Annotated in this window: 9 protein-coding genes; 6 read left to right on the top strand and 3 right to left on the bottom strand. The window is 39.8% G+C overall.

The annotated features are described in order from the left end of the window. Nucleotides 1–63 precede the first annotated feature (63 nt). From ACSBFT_RS22820 to ACSBFT_RS22800, 5 genes are all read left to right on the top strand, one after another. Complete coding sequence (locus tag ACSBFT_RS22820) at nt 64–843, top strand: YjbH domain-containing protein (RefSeq protein WP_489602573.1); 780 nt, start codon at nt 64–66, stop codon at nt 841–843. After that, the gene (locus ACSBFT_RS22815; RefSeq protein ID WP_489602572.1) at nt 840–1,964 is read left to right on the top strand and encodes a YjbH domain-containing protein; all 1,125 of its coding nucleotides are present in this window, start codon (nt 840–842) and stop codon (nt 1,962–1,964) included. The genes ACSBFT_RS22820 and ACSBFT_RS22815 overlap by 4 nt, the downstream gene beginning before the upstream one ends. A 385-nt stretch (nt 1,965–2,349) precedes the next feature. Next, nucleotides 2,350–3,012: a hypothetical protein gene (locus ACSBFT_RS22810; protein WP_489602571.1), complete on the top strand. Its 663-nt coding sequence runs from the start codon at nt 2,350–2,352 to the stop codon at nt 3,010–3,012. Next, nucleotides 3,009–4,544: a hypothetical protein gene (locus tag ACSBFT_RS22805; RefSeq protein WP_489602570.1), complete on the top strand. Its 1,536-nt coding sequence runs from the start codon at nt 3,009–3,011 to the stop codon at nt 4,542–4,544. The genes ACSBFT_RS22810 and ACSBFT_RS22805 overlap by 4 nt, the downstream gene beginning before the upstream one ends. 4 nt (nt 4,545–4,548) lie before the next feature. Further along, a complete protein-coding gene (locus ACSBFT_RS22800; RefSeq protein WP_489602569.1) occupies nt 4,549–5,931 on the top strand; it encodes an undecaprenyl-phosphate glucose phosphotransferase in 1,383 nt (460 codons plus the stop codon). Nucleotides 5,932–5,934: 3 nt separating this feature from the next. Here the strand turns inward: ACSBFT_RS22800 and ACSBFT_RS22795 are convergent, their stop codons facing one another. Then, on the bottom strand, nt 5,935–6,669 hold the full coding sequence (locus ACSBFT_RS22795; protein ID WP_489602568.1) for a tyrosine-protein phosphatase: 735 nt from the start codon (nt 6,667–6,669) through the stop codon (nt 5,935–5,937). 225 nt (nt 6,670–6,894) lie between these two features. Between ACSBFT_RS22795 and ACSBFT_RS22790 the strand changes: the two genes are divergently transcribed. After that, complete coding sequence (locus tag ACSBFT_RS22790) at nt 6,895–7,530, top strand: LuxR C-terminal-related transcriptional regulator (protein ID WP_489602567.1); 636 nt, start codon at nt 6,895–6,897, stop codon at nt 7,528–7,530. Nucleotides 7,531–7,632: 102 nt separating this feature from the next. Here the strand turns inward: ACSBFT_RS22790 and ACSBFT_RS22785 are convergent, their stop codons facing one another. Together ACSBFT_RS22785 and ACSBFT_RS22780 are read right to left on the bottom strand one after the other, a co-directional pair. Next, entirely contained in the window at nt 7,633–18,072 is a 10,440-nt protein-coding gene (locus ACSBFT_RS22785) for a right-handed parallel beta-helix repeat-containing protein (protein ID WP_489602566.1), read from the bottom strand. 59 nt (nt 18,073–18,131) lie between these two features. Next, entirely contained in the window at nt 18,132–18,443 is a 312-nt protein-coding gene (locus ACSBFT_RS22780) for a LytR/AlgR family response regulator transcription factor (RefSeq protein ID WP_463044987.1), read from the bottom strand. Nucleotides 18,444–18,578 lie beyond the last annotated feature (135 nt).

Raw genomic sequence — 18,578 nt, 5'->3', positions numbered from 1 at the left:
CAACTTATTATTATTAAAAAAGGAGGCCCTGCCTCCTTTTTTATACCATTCTGGGTCATTTTTATGACAAAAAGATACCTCTTCACCTTATTGCTCCTCTCCTATGCTTTCTATACGCATGGGCAAAGAAACCTTTCAGGTAAGAAAGGGCTTATCTATATTCCTACGGCAGAAGAGAGCCAAGATGGCGAATGGAGTATGGGATACAATTACAACCCTATAACTTATAGCTTAAGAGGGAACGGTAAATGGGCAGAGCAAATCCTTTATACAAACATTAACCTTTTACCTCGGCTTCAAGTCTCTTTCTTGCTTTTACAGCAAAGAGCAGACGGAGAAAGAAGAAAGAGAGATGGCATTGGCGATAGACAGCTGGATCTTCGCTATCAAATCCTTAAAGAAGGCGAAATCAAGCCGAGTTTAGCCCTTATACTTTCCTCGCCTTTTACTATAAACGCAGCCTTGCAAACGCATATTCTGGTAGCCTCAAAGACTTTTTCTAAGGGACACTTCTCCATCGTACCAAGTCTTGGACTTGGAAGTCCCTATTATCTTTATAGAGACGAGGCTAACCTAAACAACGGCAACATTTTCTCCAATTTCAAATGGCAAGAAAAATCCGAGGATAAATTTGGCAACAACTATCTTACAGGCCTATTTGGAGGTTTCAAAGCTAGCTATAAAGACCAGCTCCATTTACTTGCAGAATGGGATGGTCAAAAACTCAACACCGGTATAAGTACGAAATTATTCAAGCATCTGGAAGCTCAGGTTTGCCTTCTAAATTTTGACAAGGCCTATTTTGGAGCTTCCTACACCATGAATTTAAGAAACGCTAAATGATACTTACTAGGCTACTCAAAAGAACAATTCCCTTGTTCGTTTGGCTGCTATTGGCCATTCAGCACTTGACTTATGCCCAAAATAAGGAAATAAAGTCCCTGGAGAATGTTCAAATGACAGACTCCACCCTATTTTATGATCAACGGGTACATAGAAATCAGTTTAAATACTTTGAAGCTCTCCGTGCAGAATACCCAGAAATTAAATATTTTACTCCCCTAATGCAAGGCGTACCCATAGGCACCTACGCTATCAATGAGGGAAACCTAAGCTTCACAAGTAAGGCTGCCAAGGCAAAAAACTTTAAGCCTTTGAGCAAGCACTATAAATGGGATTTCTGGATTCAGCCACAATTCGCTGCTATATATGGCAACCTAGATAAGGCCGTAGAAAGCAAAACCAGTATATTATTAAATACGCAATTCATGCTGGCCAAAGGACTGTCTTTATATACGGGGGTAACCTTTCCTATCGTTAACGACTTAGACCCGCAGCCCTTAAACATCAGACTGGCCCCTACTTATATCAACTATTTCCACCATAAAGATTCTCCTGATTTTCTATCGTTTTCTGCTGGCTTGTTTTATAACGACCGTTATGGCCTAAACGTAGAATATCAACACATGGATTTCAATAAGCCCCTTTCCTTTGGTTTTGAGGGTTCTTACTCTGGTTACTACTATTTATACCCCACATCTTATAAGTATACCGATCTACGTGATGTATTGCTACTGGCTAATGTGGCCTATCGATTACCTAAACATGATCTGACGCTTAATTTGATAGCCGGACAGTTTTTACATCAAGACAAAGGAGCCAGAATAGAGCTGATAAGACAGTATACCAAGGCAGAAGTAGGGTTCTTTGGCAGCTTTACCCAAAACGGGGCAACAATAGGTATAGAGTTAGCCTTTAAAATACCGCCAGCGGCCGCATTAGAAAATAAGCATATGAGATTAAGAACCTCGGATGAATTTAGATGGGAGTATGTATACTCCAGAGGTTTTAAGATAGCAGAACGTTACCGTTTAAATTACCGCTTAGACCAAAAACTGCGACAATATCATCGCAGCTTTTGGCAAAACGAGTTACAAGAAAGTAAATACAGTGACCAGAATTAAAATGGCCAAGACTATTAATTTTCCCCAATTATTTTCGGCGTTTATTTTGTGACTGTTCATGGCTGTAAAGTTTTGTTTTACGTATATGTAAAAATAAGCTTCCAAAACTAACTTTCACAACATTCTAGGGTCGTATTTTTCCAAGATTTATTAATCGGCCAATTAATGTTTACATACGCATATGATATTGCACTTTTCCTATACGCCTATATTAGAATTTAATTTCAGACCTATTATTTTCAATGTACCTGAAATTCAAAATATACCTGAAATATTAGCTTAATGCCTATTTTTAACTATTTAAAGTAGTATTCAGAAATTATATTCCGCTACGATGTTAAATGCCACATTATCATTATATTCCATTTTAATCCTCTCATTTTTGATGCCTACATTTGGACATTCCCAAGATATATCAAGGAGTGAAAATCAAAATTCAGGTATAGAAATCGGGGTAAAAGTTGGCACAAATGGCATACATGTTTTCACAAAAAATAAGCTCCAAAAAACGGACAATTTGAAGATAAATTCTGGTGTTTTTCTTTACCAATTTAGGAGACCCATAAACATCAATTTGGAAGAAGAAAGTAGACTCCAACTTCAGCCAAATCTCCTGTCTTTTGGGCTCAACCTAGACCTTGAGAAAAGCATTAAACCTTGGCTAAAAGTAAACCTAGGAACCAACGTGAATTTGAAGCAAAAATGGGATTTGAATTTAAGCACCGACAGACCCATTATGCTCAACGGCCTAAGTCTAACGGCGGAAGATTTTGGACAAATAGATGCTCAAATGAGGTGGCTACCGGTTCAGCCTTATTTGGAAATTGGCCTGGGAAAAACCAATCTTATGAAACGCTGGAATGTCCATACCAATATCGGAACGCGGTATATGGGCAGTCCAAAATTAAACCTTGAATACGAGGGATTTTTAGAAACGACGACCTTAAATCAGCGTATACCGCAGATAGAAAAAAACATGAAAAACTATAGTTTCTATCCCAGCATTAATGTGGAAATAACTTATAAAATAGCCTCAAAAAGACCTTGAAGCCCCTTTTCTATAAAATATTGCTTTTGACCACTATCGCTTTAACACAGCTTAGTTGTAGAAATCCATTTGAAGGGGTCTACCTTGCATTTAAGGAGCCTATTGAAAACGGGCGATACACTTTTTATATACGAGATTATGAAAACCAGGCACTCCCCAATGCCACTTTTGAACTACTAGGACAGGACGCAGATCTATTGGTCAACACGCTAAATGACCCTAAAATTACCGTTACCAAAGATGGGAATTTATCATTGGCTTTAAGAAAGGATATCACCCCTTCTTCCGACTCCATCCTTGCATTTTCTATCCTTATCAAAAGCGACGAAAACCATACGGAATACCTTAAAGAATTTAGGCTTCAAAATCGTTCCAATTATAGTGCTACCGTGCGTTTGGCTAATCTAGGAATAATACAAGAATTCAGTAAGGGTATCTACCTGAAAATAGGCAAAAATACTCAACTCTTAGATAATGGTACTATTCTAATAAATAGCACCATTCCAGAAAATCAAACTTGGACCACTTTAGCCAACGAAACATCGGCAGACTACCTAACCTTTCTATGTCATTATTACCTACCGTCAGGCAAAAAGTTTATCCCTGGCTCAGGTTCCGCTACCAGACCCTACGATAAAATGGGTCAAGCTTTAGACTATAGTTTTGATTTACCCAATATGATTGGTGGCCTTTACCTCCAAGGATTTTCAGGTATAAAGGAATGTAAGGCTTGGGATAAACCTGTCCGACTAGAACTCACCGTAGAAAGCGATGAGACACAAACAGACCTGATGCATTATGACACCTTTACGGGAAGGCTTACACATTTTGGAAAAACGGCTGTTAAAACAGATGGCAGCCGAAAGTATATCACCATAGAAATTTCTAAACCAGGGTTTTGGTATGCGGGCGACATCAGAGCACTTTGCCGCGAAGGGGCCACGTTTTCGGTCATCAGTAAATACAGAGATTTAGACATCCAATATCTCATCCGGGTGAAAGACGCTCAAACAAACAGCCTTATCAAGACCCTTTACAGCAATGTCAATTGGGAGAACAAAATCTATGTGAACTATCTACCGCAGGAGACACAAAACTATTATGTAGAGGCGTACGATTACTCCAACTATCATGGTGGAGATGCTTCAAAACCACTGTGGGTTTCTAAAACCTATGAAAACTGCAGCACCTATGATTCAGAAATCATGGACCTTTTCAAATTAGATGCTCCGGATTTTGTGGAAGTGGGCTTTAAACTGGTCTGCCCAAACGGAACCGAATTTGATAACACCTATTTGCCTAAAGAAATGCAAGCCCAATACAGCCCAGTGGGCGAAAACAACTGGCGTTCCTTGGTCACTTTCACAGCAGATACAAGAACAATAAAAACCTATAAACTTGAAATCAATAAGTCCTACGATTTCAGGGTGAGTACCGATGGCGGCGTGACATGGCCGTACAAACAAAACGATTATTTAATCAAGAATAAGCGATGGACATTCGTGATTTCTGCCGAAAACTATTGCAGTTAAACCTATGGGAAGAATAACAAAAGTGGGCTATCTCAAGCTCATCACCGACGGCCTTTTTCTAATCGCATGCTTTTTTATAGCCATGCAGTTTAGTAAAAGGGGAATTAGACAATCAGACATCATCATTTTAATGGTCATGGCTTCCGGCTGGTATTTCTCTACCAAAATTTCTAACCTCTATGATGAGTTTAGAACAGAAACCTTTGTAGGTGAGCTTCTGCTCATCTTGCAAAATGTGGTGATACAGATATTGATAGCGGGGCAGCTCTTCTTTTTACTCAATGAAAGCGAACTGGCGAGAACCTTCGTCTTGTATTTTTCGATATTCTTGGCGACCTCACTTATTATTAAGAATTATATCACCAAAAAGAGCCTAATCTACTATAGGCAACGTGGCGGGAACACCAGGTATGTGGTGTTTATTGGATATAATAACATCACCAACAACCTCATAGAGCGAATAGAAACCGCACCACATTATGGCATGAAAGTGCTGGGCGTAATTGCCAATGAAGAAGTGAGCAGTAGCTTTACTTATCTAGGCGATTTAAACCGTTTTTATAATAATAATATTGGAGTTAAACTGGATGACATTATTGTCACATCAGACGAGCTGAATAAAGATATGCTCCATGGTCTTTTCCAGTTTTGTGAAGGCAAGGGAATCCGTCTTAAATTCGTCCCAAACTTTAGCAATTTCTATCTCAACAGGGTGCAGTTCCAGCTTTTTGGCAACTATCCCTTGATAACGCTCAGAAGTGAACCGCTTCAGCAGAGCCATTGGCTGTTTCTTAAAAGAGCTTTTGACCTCTTGTTTGCTTCCGCCATATTCCTGTTGGTGTTCTCATGGCTGTTTCCTATTATAGCGATACTTATAAAAAGTAACTCAAAAGGACCGGTGTTCTTTAAACAAGACCGCTGGGGAGAAAATGGCAAAAAGTTTAAGTGCTATAAGTTTCGCTCCATGAGAACAGACAGCCAAGACGTAAAAGCCTCAGGAGCCTTTAATCAAGCCACGGCCAACGACCCAAGAGTGACCAAGATTGGGGCATTTTTAAGGAAAACCAACTTGGATGAGTTTCCACAGTTTATCAATGTCTTACAAGGAAACATGTCTGTGGTGGGGCCAAGGCCTCATGCCCATGAGCATAATATAAGAACCAAAGACTTGATAGATAAATACATGGTGCGGCACTGGGTAAAGCCAGGTATTACAGGCTGGGCACAGGTAAATGGTTACCGCGGTGAAACCAAAACCAATGATGACATGCAAAAGCGTATAGATTTTGATATTTATTATATCGAGAACTGGAGCTTTTGGCTCGATTTGAAGATTGTCTTCATGACCGCTTATAACATGGCTAAAGGGGAAGAAAATGCTTATTAAGTCTTATAAATCTGGATTCTTCCAGTCATAAGCTCTAAGTTTTTTCATGAGCCTTCTGTTTTTGGCTATGTCTTGGAGATGCATCAGATGTCTTTCGTGGTGCATATCTGTACCCAAATAAGAAACCAAGTGTTCCTCCATAAGCTTAAGGGCTAATTCTTGACTGGCAGGTCCATAATAACCAGAAAGTGAGTTGGTGTTCAGCTGTATTTCACAGCCAATCTGACGCAGCTTTTTGAATGTATTTAAATCATTGGAAAGATAAAGATAACGCTCAGGATGTGCTAAAATAGGCTTATAACCACGGGTCACTAAATCGAAAATAATATGCTCTATACGATGGGAATAACCCACAAAAGAAATTTCTAGTAGTATGTGTTTGTCAGAAAAGCTGAGGAGATTATCCTCCTCTATTTTCATCTCAAAAAATTCGTCGGCGAAGTACTCCGCCGCAAAGGAAAATTCGAGCGAAGGAAATATTTCACTTACTTTTTCATGAACCCTATCAAATGGTGGCGATAAGGTGCTTTTATCATTCTTATAAAAAGCCTCATAAATGTGAGGCGTGGTAATGATTTTCTGAAAACCTAAGTCCACCAAACCCGAAATAAGATGCATGGAGTCTTCTAAGGAAGTGCTGCCATCGTCCACATTAGGGAGCAAATGTGAGTGCATGTCGGTTTTTAAAAACTCAAAAGCGTTTTTAATATCCTTCTGTCTACTAAAAAAATTAAACATATTTTCTAACGGTATTAGAACGCAATAAAACACTTATTCCATTAGCTCAACAATGAGCAGGAGACAAATTGCAAAAAGATTACTCCCTAAGGATTAAAAAACTTTAAGAAAGCCATCGTGAACTGCAAAAAAGAACATTGATCAAAACACTTCACCAAATATCCACCAACACAACAATTTTACCTAAACCTATAAATACTCGTCTAAAACTAAATAATAGCCGACATGATAAAAAATACCCAAAAAAACCTATTGGTTTTAAGCCATGAATTGATTTATGTGGAAGCATTAAAAAGCCTTTTTAGTACGTCAAAAAATCAAAAAGCAGATGGATTATCCATTCAAAACCCTAAAATTCATAGTGAGATCAAAAAGCGAAATGCAAAGCTCATTTTGCTAGATACCGATAATTTCAACAAAAAGACATGGGACTTTCTTAAAGAAACACATGTTAAAAACCCCGCTTCAAAGATTGTTATTCTGGCTCATAATAATGAACCTAACAACATAGAACTGGCAAAAAACAATGGAGCTTTTGGCTTTGTTTTAAAGTCGTCTCCCATAGAACTTTTAATGGCTGCTCTAAAAATTGTAGAAAACGGAAGTCCATTTTATGATTCCGGTGATTATAACTTCTCCAAAGTATCGAATGAAATCACTTTTGACCAGAAGTATGGTTTAAGCAAGCGGGAAATGCAGATTGCCACTTTGATGATAGATGGCAGTTCAACAAGGATTATTGCCGAGCGGCTGGAGCTTAGCTTTCATACCATAGAAGCACACCGAAAAAACATCTACAAAAAGCTTAAAATCAATAAAATAACCCAACTCATTAACCTTTACGCTGAATTCAAAATGTAAAAAAAGAGGCTAGGAAATACGCCCTAACCTCTTTTACCCTGAATTATGTTATAACAGTTTATTTAGTTTAATTTCTAAATTTGGTCGCCTTAAAAGACCAACTTAATTACACACTTTTATTTCCGCTCTAAACACGGTAGAATGCTCTGTACTAAAGCCTGGATTTAATTCGATAGATCTGCCTGCTTCATAGATAACATTTGGAGCTGGCGTAAAAGTGGCATCACCAATTTTCTTAACAGACGTTATCTTCTCCGTTGCTTTAATTCTCGCCTTACCGGTAGTCATCACGCCAGATTCCGCCATATTGGTCTGTGCTACTTTAACATCTACCGAGGTAGAACCTCCAGTGCTACAGCTCACAAAATAAGAGGTGGTCACGGTCGGGCTTAAGCTTACCGAATTCCCAGTAACTGGGCTAGCTCCACTGGCATACCATGTTAGTGTACCGCTACATCCTGTAGCCGTTAGATTAATGCTTCCTCCCGGACAAATAGCCGGTAGCTCTGGAGTTACCGTAATGAAAGCTCCACCATCACAATTACTCTTCTCATTTATCACGAGGTTGGTGGTCTCACTGATACAGCCGTTCACCGATTCGCAATAGCCGCCATAGGTTCCGGCCTTCTCTACCGTTATAGTTCCTGTGCTTGATAAGCTTGAAACGCCACCTTGATTAAATCCAGGTGTTGTCCATCTGAAAATATCCGTATTGGAAGAGCAAGATCCCGTTAAGACCGCAGATTCTCCTTTACATATCTCATTATTATCTGCTGTTATGGTAGGAGCAACATTAGGGTGAACAGTCACCGAAACCGTGGCACTGGCCGTACAAGAGCTGGCATTGGTAATGGTCACCGAATATACGCCACTAGCACTCACCGTAGCCAAAGGAATCTGTGGATTTCGAAGTGCAGAAGTAAAGCCATTTGGCCCGCTCCAAGCATAACTCACACCCTCAGAAACCGTTAGATTCAAATTTTGACCTGCACAAATAGCAGGTACATTAGGCAACACAATGACAGGCAAAGCCTTCACAACCAATGTGGTGGTGTCTACTCCTGCAGGACATGGACCAGTTGGATCGTCAGATGTGATGGTCAACAAAATACTACCACTATAACCTGTAGGAGGCGTATAAACCGCTACGGGGTCATTAGCATTAGGAGTAAAAGTACCGCCTACGGCACCGTCTGTCCAAGTGATAGAAGTACTGGCACCGCTAAATGAACCTGCAAGCGTTACAGAGCTGTTGGTACAGATGGCTGCATAGGTGCTTGCTTCTACCTCCGCAGCTTCTTTAACTTCTACCGTAAAGCTACATAAGTTAGACACTACATTACCTGAAGAATCTTTAGCACTATAAGTTACAGTTGTAATACCTGTATTAAAGGTTTCTGTTCCGGAAGTACTACCGTCAAAGGCACCTGCTGCTATGGCGGCTGAAGTTGTGGCTCCGCTCAACTGATAAGTCAACTCAGACAATCCACCTTGAACCACACAATTATCAACTAACTTAACATGAGTCCAAGAATGTTCTGCTTCATCAGAGCATATTACCACATCGGTAGGACAGTCTGCGAAAACAGGAGCTTCCACATCGTTTACATTGACATCAAATGTACAGGTCGTAGCTACCGAACATGCATTTGTAGCAGAAACCGTTACCGTAGTTGTTCCCACTGGGAATGCAGTTCCACTGGCATAATCGGCCGTAGTAGGCAAAGCCTTTGCTTTCTTAAGGTTATCAATCCTCAGTTTTTCTGCAGTTATAAAAGTAAACCACATGTATCTATTACCACCTATTTCGGTATCTATAACATCCACGGCAGAATTACGCGTTTCGGTGAAGAGTACATTTCCCGAATTATCAAGAAGGTTCATGTCTACGGCTAAACTTCCATCTCCTTCATCTTTGAATAACCACTCGTAAGTGTACCATCCAGAGGCTGTTATTTCATAGTGATTTAATGTCGCTAAGTCGTTTCGTTTAGAACCCGTGCTACCATTATCTCCTGCTATCAAAATATTTCCAGAGGCATTTGAAGCCGCATGAAAGATAAAGTCTCTTCTATGATTCCCATCTTTTCCATTAGCCGCAGATGAAAGTGCCCATGCATAAGTATCTGCTGTTACTGTTGGATCTGTTTTGTCCATATAAACATCTAACCTATTTCTATATCCATCTCCGAATTCGGTGGAATAACCACCAATTCTAGAAAATACACCCGTCGTGGCATCTCCTGAAGTGTTAATTTCTCCATGCGAGGCACCTTCAGAAGAAGTGATACCGTCTGTTCCTGTAGCTACCTGTGTTATGCTACTGTTATAAGGAAGCCAAGTCCCTGAAGCGGCACTTTCGAATCCATCATAAAATACATTATCAAATGCCATTGGCAAATCAAAACTCACAACAGCTGAACACATGCCCACCTCATTGTCCATGACAATGTTTTCTGGACAATCCACCTCTGCCATTTCCTCATCTTGAACAGTAATCAAGAAAGTCTTAGATGTTCCAGAACATGTTTTGCCACCAAAAGTAAAGCTAGGCGTAACCGTTATATAGCCTGTCTGAGGTATCCCACTGGCATTGACCGCGGTAAAGTCAGCAATGTTTCCTGAACCAGAAGCCGTTAAACCAATACTTGTATTTGTATTTATCCAGTCGAAGCTGGTGCCTGTACCTGTAAAAGTGATTCCAGAAACGTTACCCCCTAGACACACATCTTGACTGCTAATAATATCTACAACTGGTTCTGGACTAATAGAAATGGTAAACGTTTGCGGCGTACCAGAACATCCATTCACGGTTGGCGTAACGGTTATCTCTGCCGTTAGTCCTGTTATACCCGTATTTGTTGCTGTAAAAACAGGAAGATTCCCTGCTCCAGAGGCTGCTAAACCAATATCCGTATTATTGTTTGTCCAATTATAAACGACACCTAAAAGGTTGTTTCCTGTAAATACCACTTCCGCTAGACTTTCACCTTTACAAGCCGCGATATCAGTTATAGCATCTACCGTAGGTGTAATCTCCGTCACAATGGTACCAGTTCCTCCACCAATCACTATCCTTTCATCCACCGTATTTCCAGAATGTACATTATCCGTTAAAGTCACATTACATAATTCTGGAGAGTTACCTCTTCCAAAATACAAGTCTGCTACATCGGCATCATTGCCATCGCCACTAGCGTTTTCCGTATAAGGCGTATGCCCGGCTTGCTGCTGAATACCTATATCATTATTGGTTAAAGTATTATTGCTTATGATGTGGTTGGTTCCTTCCACCACAATTCCGAAACCGTCACTATTGCTGCCTCCAACAGTCTGCTGATAGCCCGTAATACTGTTTCCAGAAATGGTTACACCATTAGGAATATTGGCATATCCTTGTCCTGCAAGATAACCTCTTCTAAAGACAGCAATACCTGCTCTATCTTTACTATTGCTACTTTGCGTAGTTAAGGTCAAGGTATTATTAGAGACCGTTACGCCACCTGCTGGATTCTTAATTTCAATGCCATATCTACCTCCACCCGTAATGGTATTATTATCAATGACGTTTGGCCCAGTTAATTCATTCAAACTTGTTAAGCCCATTCCGTTATCTCCAATACCTATATCTATGGTGTTATTTGAGATGTTGACTGCGGATGCTGTTCCGTCTTGAAGTTCAATACCACAACAGTTACTATTATTAACCGTATTCCCTGTTATGGTAATATTTTGCTTAAAGCCATTCCAAATGACAATTCCCCTTGCTCCGGCAGTATGCCCTGTAATGAGTGAATTGGTAATCGTCACGCCATCTATTGGGCCGTTGGCATAAATTCCAGAACCGCCTACGTTATCTTTAATGGCCACTTTACTAATATTCAGTCCATCATTTCCGCCTATGGCATATATACCCGCATCTGAATTTCCACTTGCTCCGCTGAAGTTCTGAATGCTTAGGTTGCTGATATTTACATTTTTCACGCCGTTGGCAATTTGAATACCATCACCATTGCCCGATAAACCTGTACCATCAATGATTTGAAGTGAACTATCACCCGCAACACCCTGAAGTGTCAATGATTTATCTATTAAGACTCTTTCATTATAGGTACCAGCACAAACTTCAATAACATCACCTGCAGTGGCATCATCTATAGCTGCTTGTATTGTGGCATAACCTTGAATACTATTAAGATTAGACACTGGTAAGGATATTACTTCTGCCGTTGTGGTTACACTAGAACCGTTATTGTCAGAAATAGTAACCGTGTAAGAACCTGCATCCAATCCTGTGATGGTAGCTGTACTATTCACTGTTGTAATAATACTTGCCCCACCCCATGACAACGTATAAGGAGTAACACCTCCGCTAAATGTAACTTCTATAGTACCTTTGGTAGCACACAATTCTGGGCTAGCAATAGCACTTGCTATTGTAATAGTACTACCATCACACGTTCCTGTTGGTTGGAATCCGATGCCGGCTCCATCTCCTCCAGCTGTAAGATATGGACTAAACGTGATAGCGGCAGAAGCTTTACTTAACATCTTACCTGTCAACAAATTATTATCTTCTATCTCATTGAAGACGGCAGTGCCATACCAGTTACAACCCAAGGCAGCAGTAGAACTTGGAACATAATTGACCACGGCATATCCTAAATCAGAAGTACTACCATTGGTAAAGCTACCTGTATCAAAACTATTGTTTTCAACTGTTACGGAAGAAACAAAAGCATTGTTTTCAAATTTCAATCCGTTCAAATCATAACCTCCACCTGCTCTATCTGAGGTTTTAGTACTGGTGAGATTAGAAACCTTATTTCCAGTTACACTTCCGTCTTGTGTATTTCCTTCTAATCCTATAGCAGTGGCTATATGGCCTGAAATATTAGATATTTCATTTTGGTTAATAACGGCGTTCACTACTTTTCCAGTATTGGTCAAGAAGCTTCCATTTCCACCTACGTTTATTTGAATACCGTAGGCTATCTTCCCTGTTGGCCAGTTACCATCATTTACCGTAACATTGTTTATGATGTTTCTCTCAATATTTAGTCCTGTAAGAACACCCGTAGAAGTAGACTGTAAAATTCCTATTGCACTAGAACTATATCCTGTAAGACTTGTGCTGCTGATATCATTGATACAGTTATCTGAAATATTAATACCACTATTATTAGTACTTGCTACTGTATAAATAACTGCATGAATATTCCCTCCAGTAAATGAAGTACCTATATCATGAATATTATTAAACATGACGCTTGCATTGGAAACTTTCCCAATAACAACGGCATTCGAGCTCGCTGGTGCCGTAATTTCAAAACCATTGATAACTACATTATCTGCAGTAATATGAAATGGTAATCCTGATGCTACGGAAACAATGGACTCGTCACTTCTTGTTCCTGCACAATCCTTGTCAACGTTGGCTCCTAGGATTACTAACTCTTTATTTACGACTACATTCTCGGCGTAAGTACCTGATTCAGCTACTAAAGTGTCTCCTGCTGAAGTCTCTGCGTCATCTATTGCCGCTTGAATACTAACAAATGATTCTCCATTTGATATATTCAATACCCTACAATTAATAGCTACACCTACTCCAACTTCATCACTTAAGAAAGGACAAAAGTTAACATTAGCACTCGCCTTGTCTCCAGAACCAGGACCAAAATCAGAAGGACCAGCTGCATCTCCCCACCAGTTAGAACCAGCATTTACTTCCGTAGATGAATAATTATGAACTCCGTCAAGGTTACCCGTGATATTATTATTACTAATAACCATTTGACCTACTGTACCTCCAATACCAACGCCTTCAAAGGCATTGTTTGTAATATTATTCCCGCTAACTTGAACATCCACAGGGCCATCAGAGGAGATACCAACTTGATTCAACACAAAACAGTTATCTGTAATATCAGCATCGGCATTTTGTAAGTAGGTACCAGTATGCCAGCCCGTAAAATAGTTATTACTAACCGTCAAATTAGTGGTACCCGCAATTTCATTTACTACACCACGAGATACATCAAAATCAAGTGTACCAGTCCGTTCAATGTAATTATTCATTACAGAAACGTTACTTAAACCACCCACAATATGAACAGCTGCCAATTCTCCTGCAGGAGCCAAAGCACCATCAAGTAACTTGAAACCGTTTATAGTTACATCTGAAGAAGTTACTTTTATATAACCTTCAATTGTAGCCTCACTTCCTCGTGTATCGCAACCTGATATTCCAGCATGCGGACCTACTAAGCTTATTCCAGTTGGAATTATTAAACTTTCTGTAAAGGTTCCTTGATTAACATTAATAATATCACTAACCGCAGCAATATTAATCGCCCTTTGTATACTTCCAGAATTACTGGTTACAAACCATTCTGTGTTCTTCACTTTTACCGTTCCTAAGGCAGCATTGTCCATTTTATGGGTAATCTTGTCTTCAATGGTGAAGTTTTCAGCCAAGCTTGCCGTAGCACCCGTTTTCCCTTCAAAGGAAGCTGCGGTGGCATCAAAATCATTGGTATTTGCCACGACTTTGATATAATCACCCGATTGTGTGTTAAATGAAATGTCTCCTGTTGGTGAAACAACTTTAGAAGATGCGTTTTCAATTGTAAGACCGTTTGTTCCGCCATTCACGACAATTCCAGCTCCTAGCGTTGCTTGTACTGCGGCATGCGTACTACTTGGATTATCTAGCAAACGAATACCAGTTCCAGTAGCAGTAATATCTACTCCTGAAATAGTTGCATATGCTCCATCGGAAGCAACTGAAGCATAGCCATCAAAGTTGTTAAGGAAAATACCAGTTTCAACTCCTGTTATACTTCCGCCAGTAATTGTGGCAAAGCCATCATTTTTTACATTCCAAACATTAATACCTTCTTTACCTGAAGTGAACGAAGTAATAGCACTTCCATCAATAGTGTTATTACTTACAATACTCGTACCCATATTATTTCCGAGTGAAGCAAGTAAAATACCACGCCAAGGACGAGTTGTTAATCCAGCTTGTGTCGGATTATCTATACCCGTAATTGTATTATTGGATATTGTCCAAGGTGAATATCTATGAAGGTTAAAGAAAATACCTAAATAACGAGTTTCAATGGTGTTGTCTTCAATAACTTGATATTGAGGTGCTCCCACATGTGCTGTTTGGAAATTTCCGGTTTGTATACCGATTCTTACATTAGTAAGAACATTGCTTTTTATATTGGTATAGTGGCTGTTACCTATATACATACCGCCTCCCCAATTATCATATCCACTTCCAGTATTGTAATAACCCAAGTCTCGTATCAGGTTATTTGAAATTTCGTTGCCAGTTTTTGACGTATTTGCGTCAGATGCTGCAGATCCGAACATGAAAACCCCAAAATAACCTACATTTTCAATTATATTGTTTGAAACACTGAGGTTGTTAATATTAGAAACATCAACATTAATAGCTATTCCTGCATCAATATCAGCACTGTTGGTGCCAATCCAGTTGCTTGTCAATGTGGTGTTATCCCCATTAAGGGTAAAACCATCAATTTTAACATTACTGGCTTTGATTGAAAATATAGCCCCATCTGCAGAAGTGCTTGCGGGAACCACTACCGCCTCAGCAACACGTCCTACTCCATTTGGTGAAATACCATAGTTTGGACCTCTAATATCCAATTCTTTATTGACCGTAACATTCTCTGAATAAGTACCCGCCAAAACAGTAATCACATCACCGTTATCGGTATCGGCATCATCAATGGCCGCTTGAAGTTTGGTGAAAGACTCACCGGTATCCTCATTTTTAACTGGGCAGTCCTTTATCACTCCAGTACCTGCGAGACCGTCTAGGAAAGGACAGAAAATGACCTTTTCACTAACGCTATTTCCAATCCCCAAACCTTCTCCGGAAGGGCCGCTAATATCTCCCCACCAGTTTTCACGGGCATCCACTATTCCAGGAGATGAGCTTAGCAAACCAAAGTCATTATCAAAAATGGAGTTTTGGTTTATGCTTAAAGTTGCCGCATTTGCCAAACTCACTCCAGAGGAAACTTTGATTGCTCTATAATTGTCAGAAATTGTATTTCCTGTAAGTGAAACCTCTTTAATATTAAATCGAAGGTATACAGCGGCATCTGTCGATTCCCAGTCACTTACAATATTATCTTGAACATTAACCCTGCTTGTATTAATATAAATCCCGACGCCAGACCCAACATGACCGGTAACGATATTTCCAGAAATTACGGCATTATTACCAAAGGCACTATTTTTATTAAATTCAGAGCCATTTTTATTACCAACCATAATTCCATTTGCAGCAGTATTATTATACAACTTGTTATTGGTAATATTTATAACAGGTCCGTCATCATATAAATAGATCACCGCATCACTTGATCCACAGCTGTACAATTCATTATTATCAATATCTGTATTTGTGGAACCACAACAAAGGTTAATTCCATCTCCATCTGCGTCATAAATTTTGTTATAACTAATTTCACCTCCGTCTACATTTCTCAATTGAACCCCTTCGTCCGTAGAGGAACCATGAACAATACAGTATTTAACTTCCATTCCTGTCTTAACTGGAGCACCATCTGCTGAAGAAACTAAATCACCCGTACCATTGGTAACTTCTAATCCATTTATCACCACGCCAGCAGCAGTTACATAAATGATACGACTTAAAGTACCTCCCCCATCTAAAACAGCTTCCTCTACAGAACCCGCTGTTCTTAATGCTGCGGCCGTTCTAGGATCCACGTCTTTCTGAGGGCCATAAATAGTCAAAGATTTGTCTATTAGAATCGTTGATGTCAGGTTGTAAACACCCGCCCCCACATGAATAATTCCTCCAGAAACTGAGACATCAACAGCCTTCTGAATGGTAGCTAACGGATGTGTTTCATCTCCTGTATTATTGTCATCACCAGCGTCATCCACATAAAGATTATTATCATAGACCACTACATTTACTGTGGCCGTCCCCTTACATTCATTGCCGTTAGTAACGGTAACGGTGTATATGCCTGCCTTACTAGAGCTTGCTCCCGTAATGGTTTGCAAGCTATTATTACCTGCCGTAAAACCATCCGGACCTGCCCAACCGTAATCACCAGAACCAACATCTATTGTGGCCGTTAAACTAATATCTTCTCCGCCATTATAAACCCCTGCCAAACCAGACGTGGAACCATTACTTGCCACCACCGAAACTTCTGGTAAGGCATTAACCACTACCGTGGCACTTCCTGTGAGTTGACCTGCCAAAGCCACACATCCTTTAGCATCAGTAAGAGCTGTGGCGGTAAAAACTTCACCGTCTGCAACACTTTGAACTTCAAAAGGGCTGGTAGAAACGCTACTTGGCCCTGAAGAAGTAGTACCATTGGTATAAGTCAGATCAAATGGTGCATTTCCTGTTAAGACTATAGAAATTGTAGGCATAACATCTCCTACACAAATAGGATCAATGCTGCTAACTAAGGCTGTAGGTAAAGCATGAACAGTACCACTTAGATCTACCCCTAGACCTGCACCTGAAGTAAAACCTCCACCAGTTACTGTTACTTTTCCATTATAACTTCCAGCAATCAAACCATTTTTTAATCTCACATAATAGGTTTGAGACACACTTCCTCCAGAAGGTGTCAATGAAAGACTGGCAGCATAAGTAATTCCGTCTGAAGATACCTCAAAAGAAATTGGAGCAGTAATGGTAATGTTAGTGGCCGTAAGTCCATCCCCTTTAAGATCAAAGGTTTGAGCAGTTCCAGCAAAGTCTAAACAAGCATCGAGTGCTAAAGTTGTTTCTGTAGTCCCTAAAACCCTTCCATTAATAGAAAAATCTGCCCCGCTTACGGCATTATAGATATAAAAAGAACCATCTGTATCCGTAGCATTATAAGGAATGAGCCTAAATCCTATTTCCTTCTTAGTTTGCTGTAAATCTAAATCGCCCATCAGTGTTCTAACCGGAGATACAGCTGCACCACCTGGAGCAGTGCTCCCAAAGTAAAATGGCCCTTGAGAAATACCCGAAAAGGTAGTTCCACCATTTATAGTATACTCCAGTTTGCCTTCCTGCGGTCCAGTCAAAGTTCTACGATAAGAAAATGGATCTAGACCTAGAAGTGAAACAGCAAAACCATCTTTAGGTTTAAAGCTAAAGTTAATGACGCTTTGATTTGTAATGGCACCGGCAGCGGTCGTTTGCCAATTGGTGCCTCCCCAGCCACCTGGCTCACCACCAGAACCTGCATTTACACCCGCACCTCTGGAAAGCCCCATTACATTTTCAATATTGGAATTCAAAACATTTGGTGCGAAAGGGCTCGTTCCATAATCTACAACAGCACTAACGTCCCAACCAACCAATGGCACTTGGGCTTTTACTGCATTAGGTGTAACGATAAGTGCACCTATTAAAAGGCAGGTAACACCATAGAAAGCGGAAGCGTATTTTTCCAAGACTTTAAACTTTAAAGCCTCAATAAAATGAGACAAGGTAATTGTTGAATTCATATTTTTATAATTTGGGGTTGGAAGAATGCTAAATTTTGAAAGAAGTATAGATATGTGTTCTAGGAGGCAATTTGACTGAGCATGTTTTGCCTCCTCCTTGAGACTTTGATTTCCTTACCATTTTTCAAGCGGATGAAATTGGTATGATCTTTAAGCAAGACTTGTTTGATGAAGTCCTTATTAACCATCGTTGATCTATTTACTCTGATAAAGGACTTTAATTCAAGCTTCTCTTCATGCCTCTTTAAAGTCAGAGATGAGATGATTTTACGACCGTCGTTTAGATGAAAAAGTGTGTAGTTTTCCAATGCTTGTAGAAGCATTATCTTTTCAATTTCTACAGGATTATTGCGTTTTAAATAGTAATTCATATTCACAGGGTTTCATGGCAAAAGTTGAACAACAAAATTGCTGTAAACACCAAGCTGAATCAATTCCATCTAAAAGGTAAATCAGTTCCTTTAATCAGGTATTATATACCTGATTAAAGCTAATATTAGCCCAAA

The organism is Arcticibacterium sp. SM2516 (assembly GCF_057914865.1).
The sequence above is the reverse complement of the archived record's forward strand: the minus strand, read 5'-3'. Positions and strand labels throughout refer to the sequence as shown.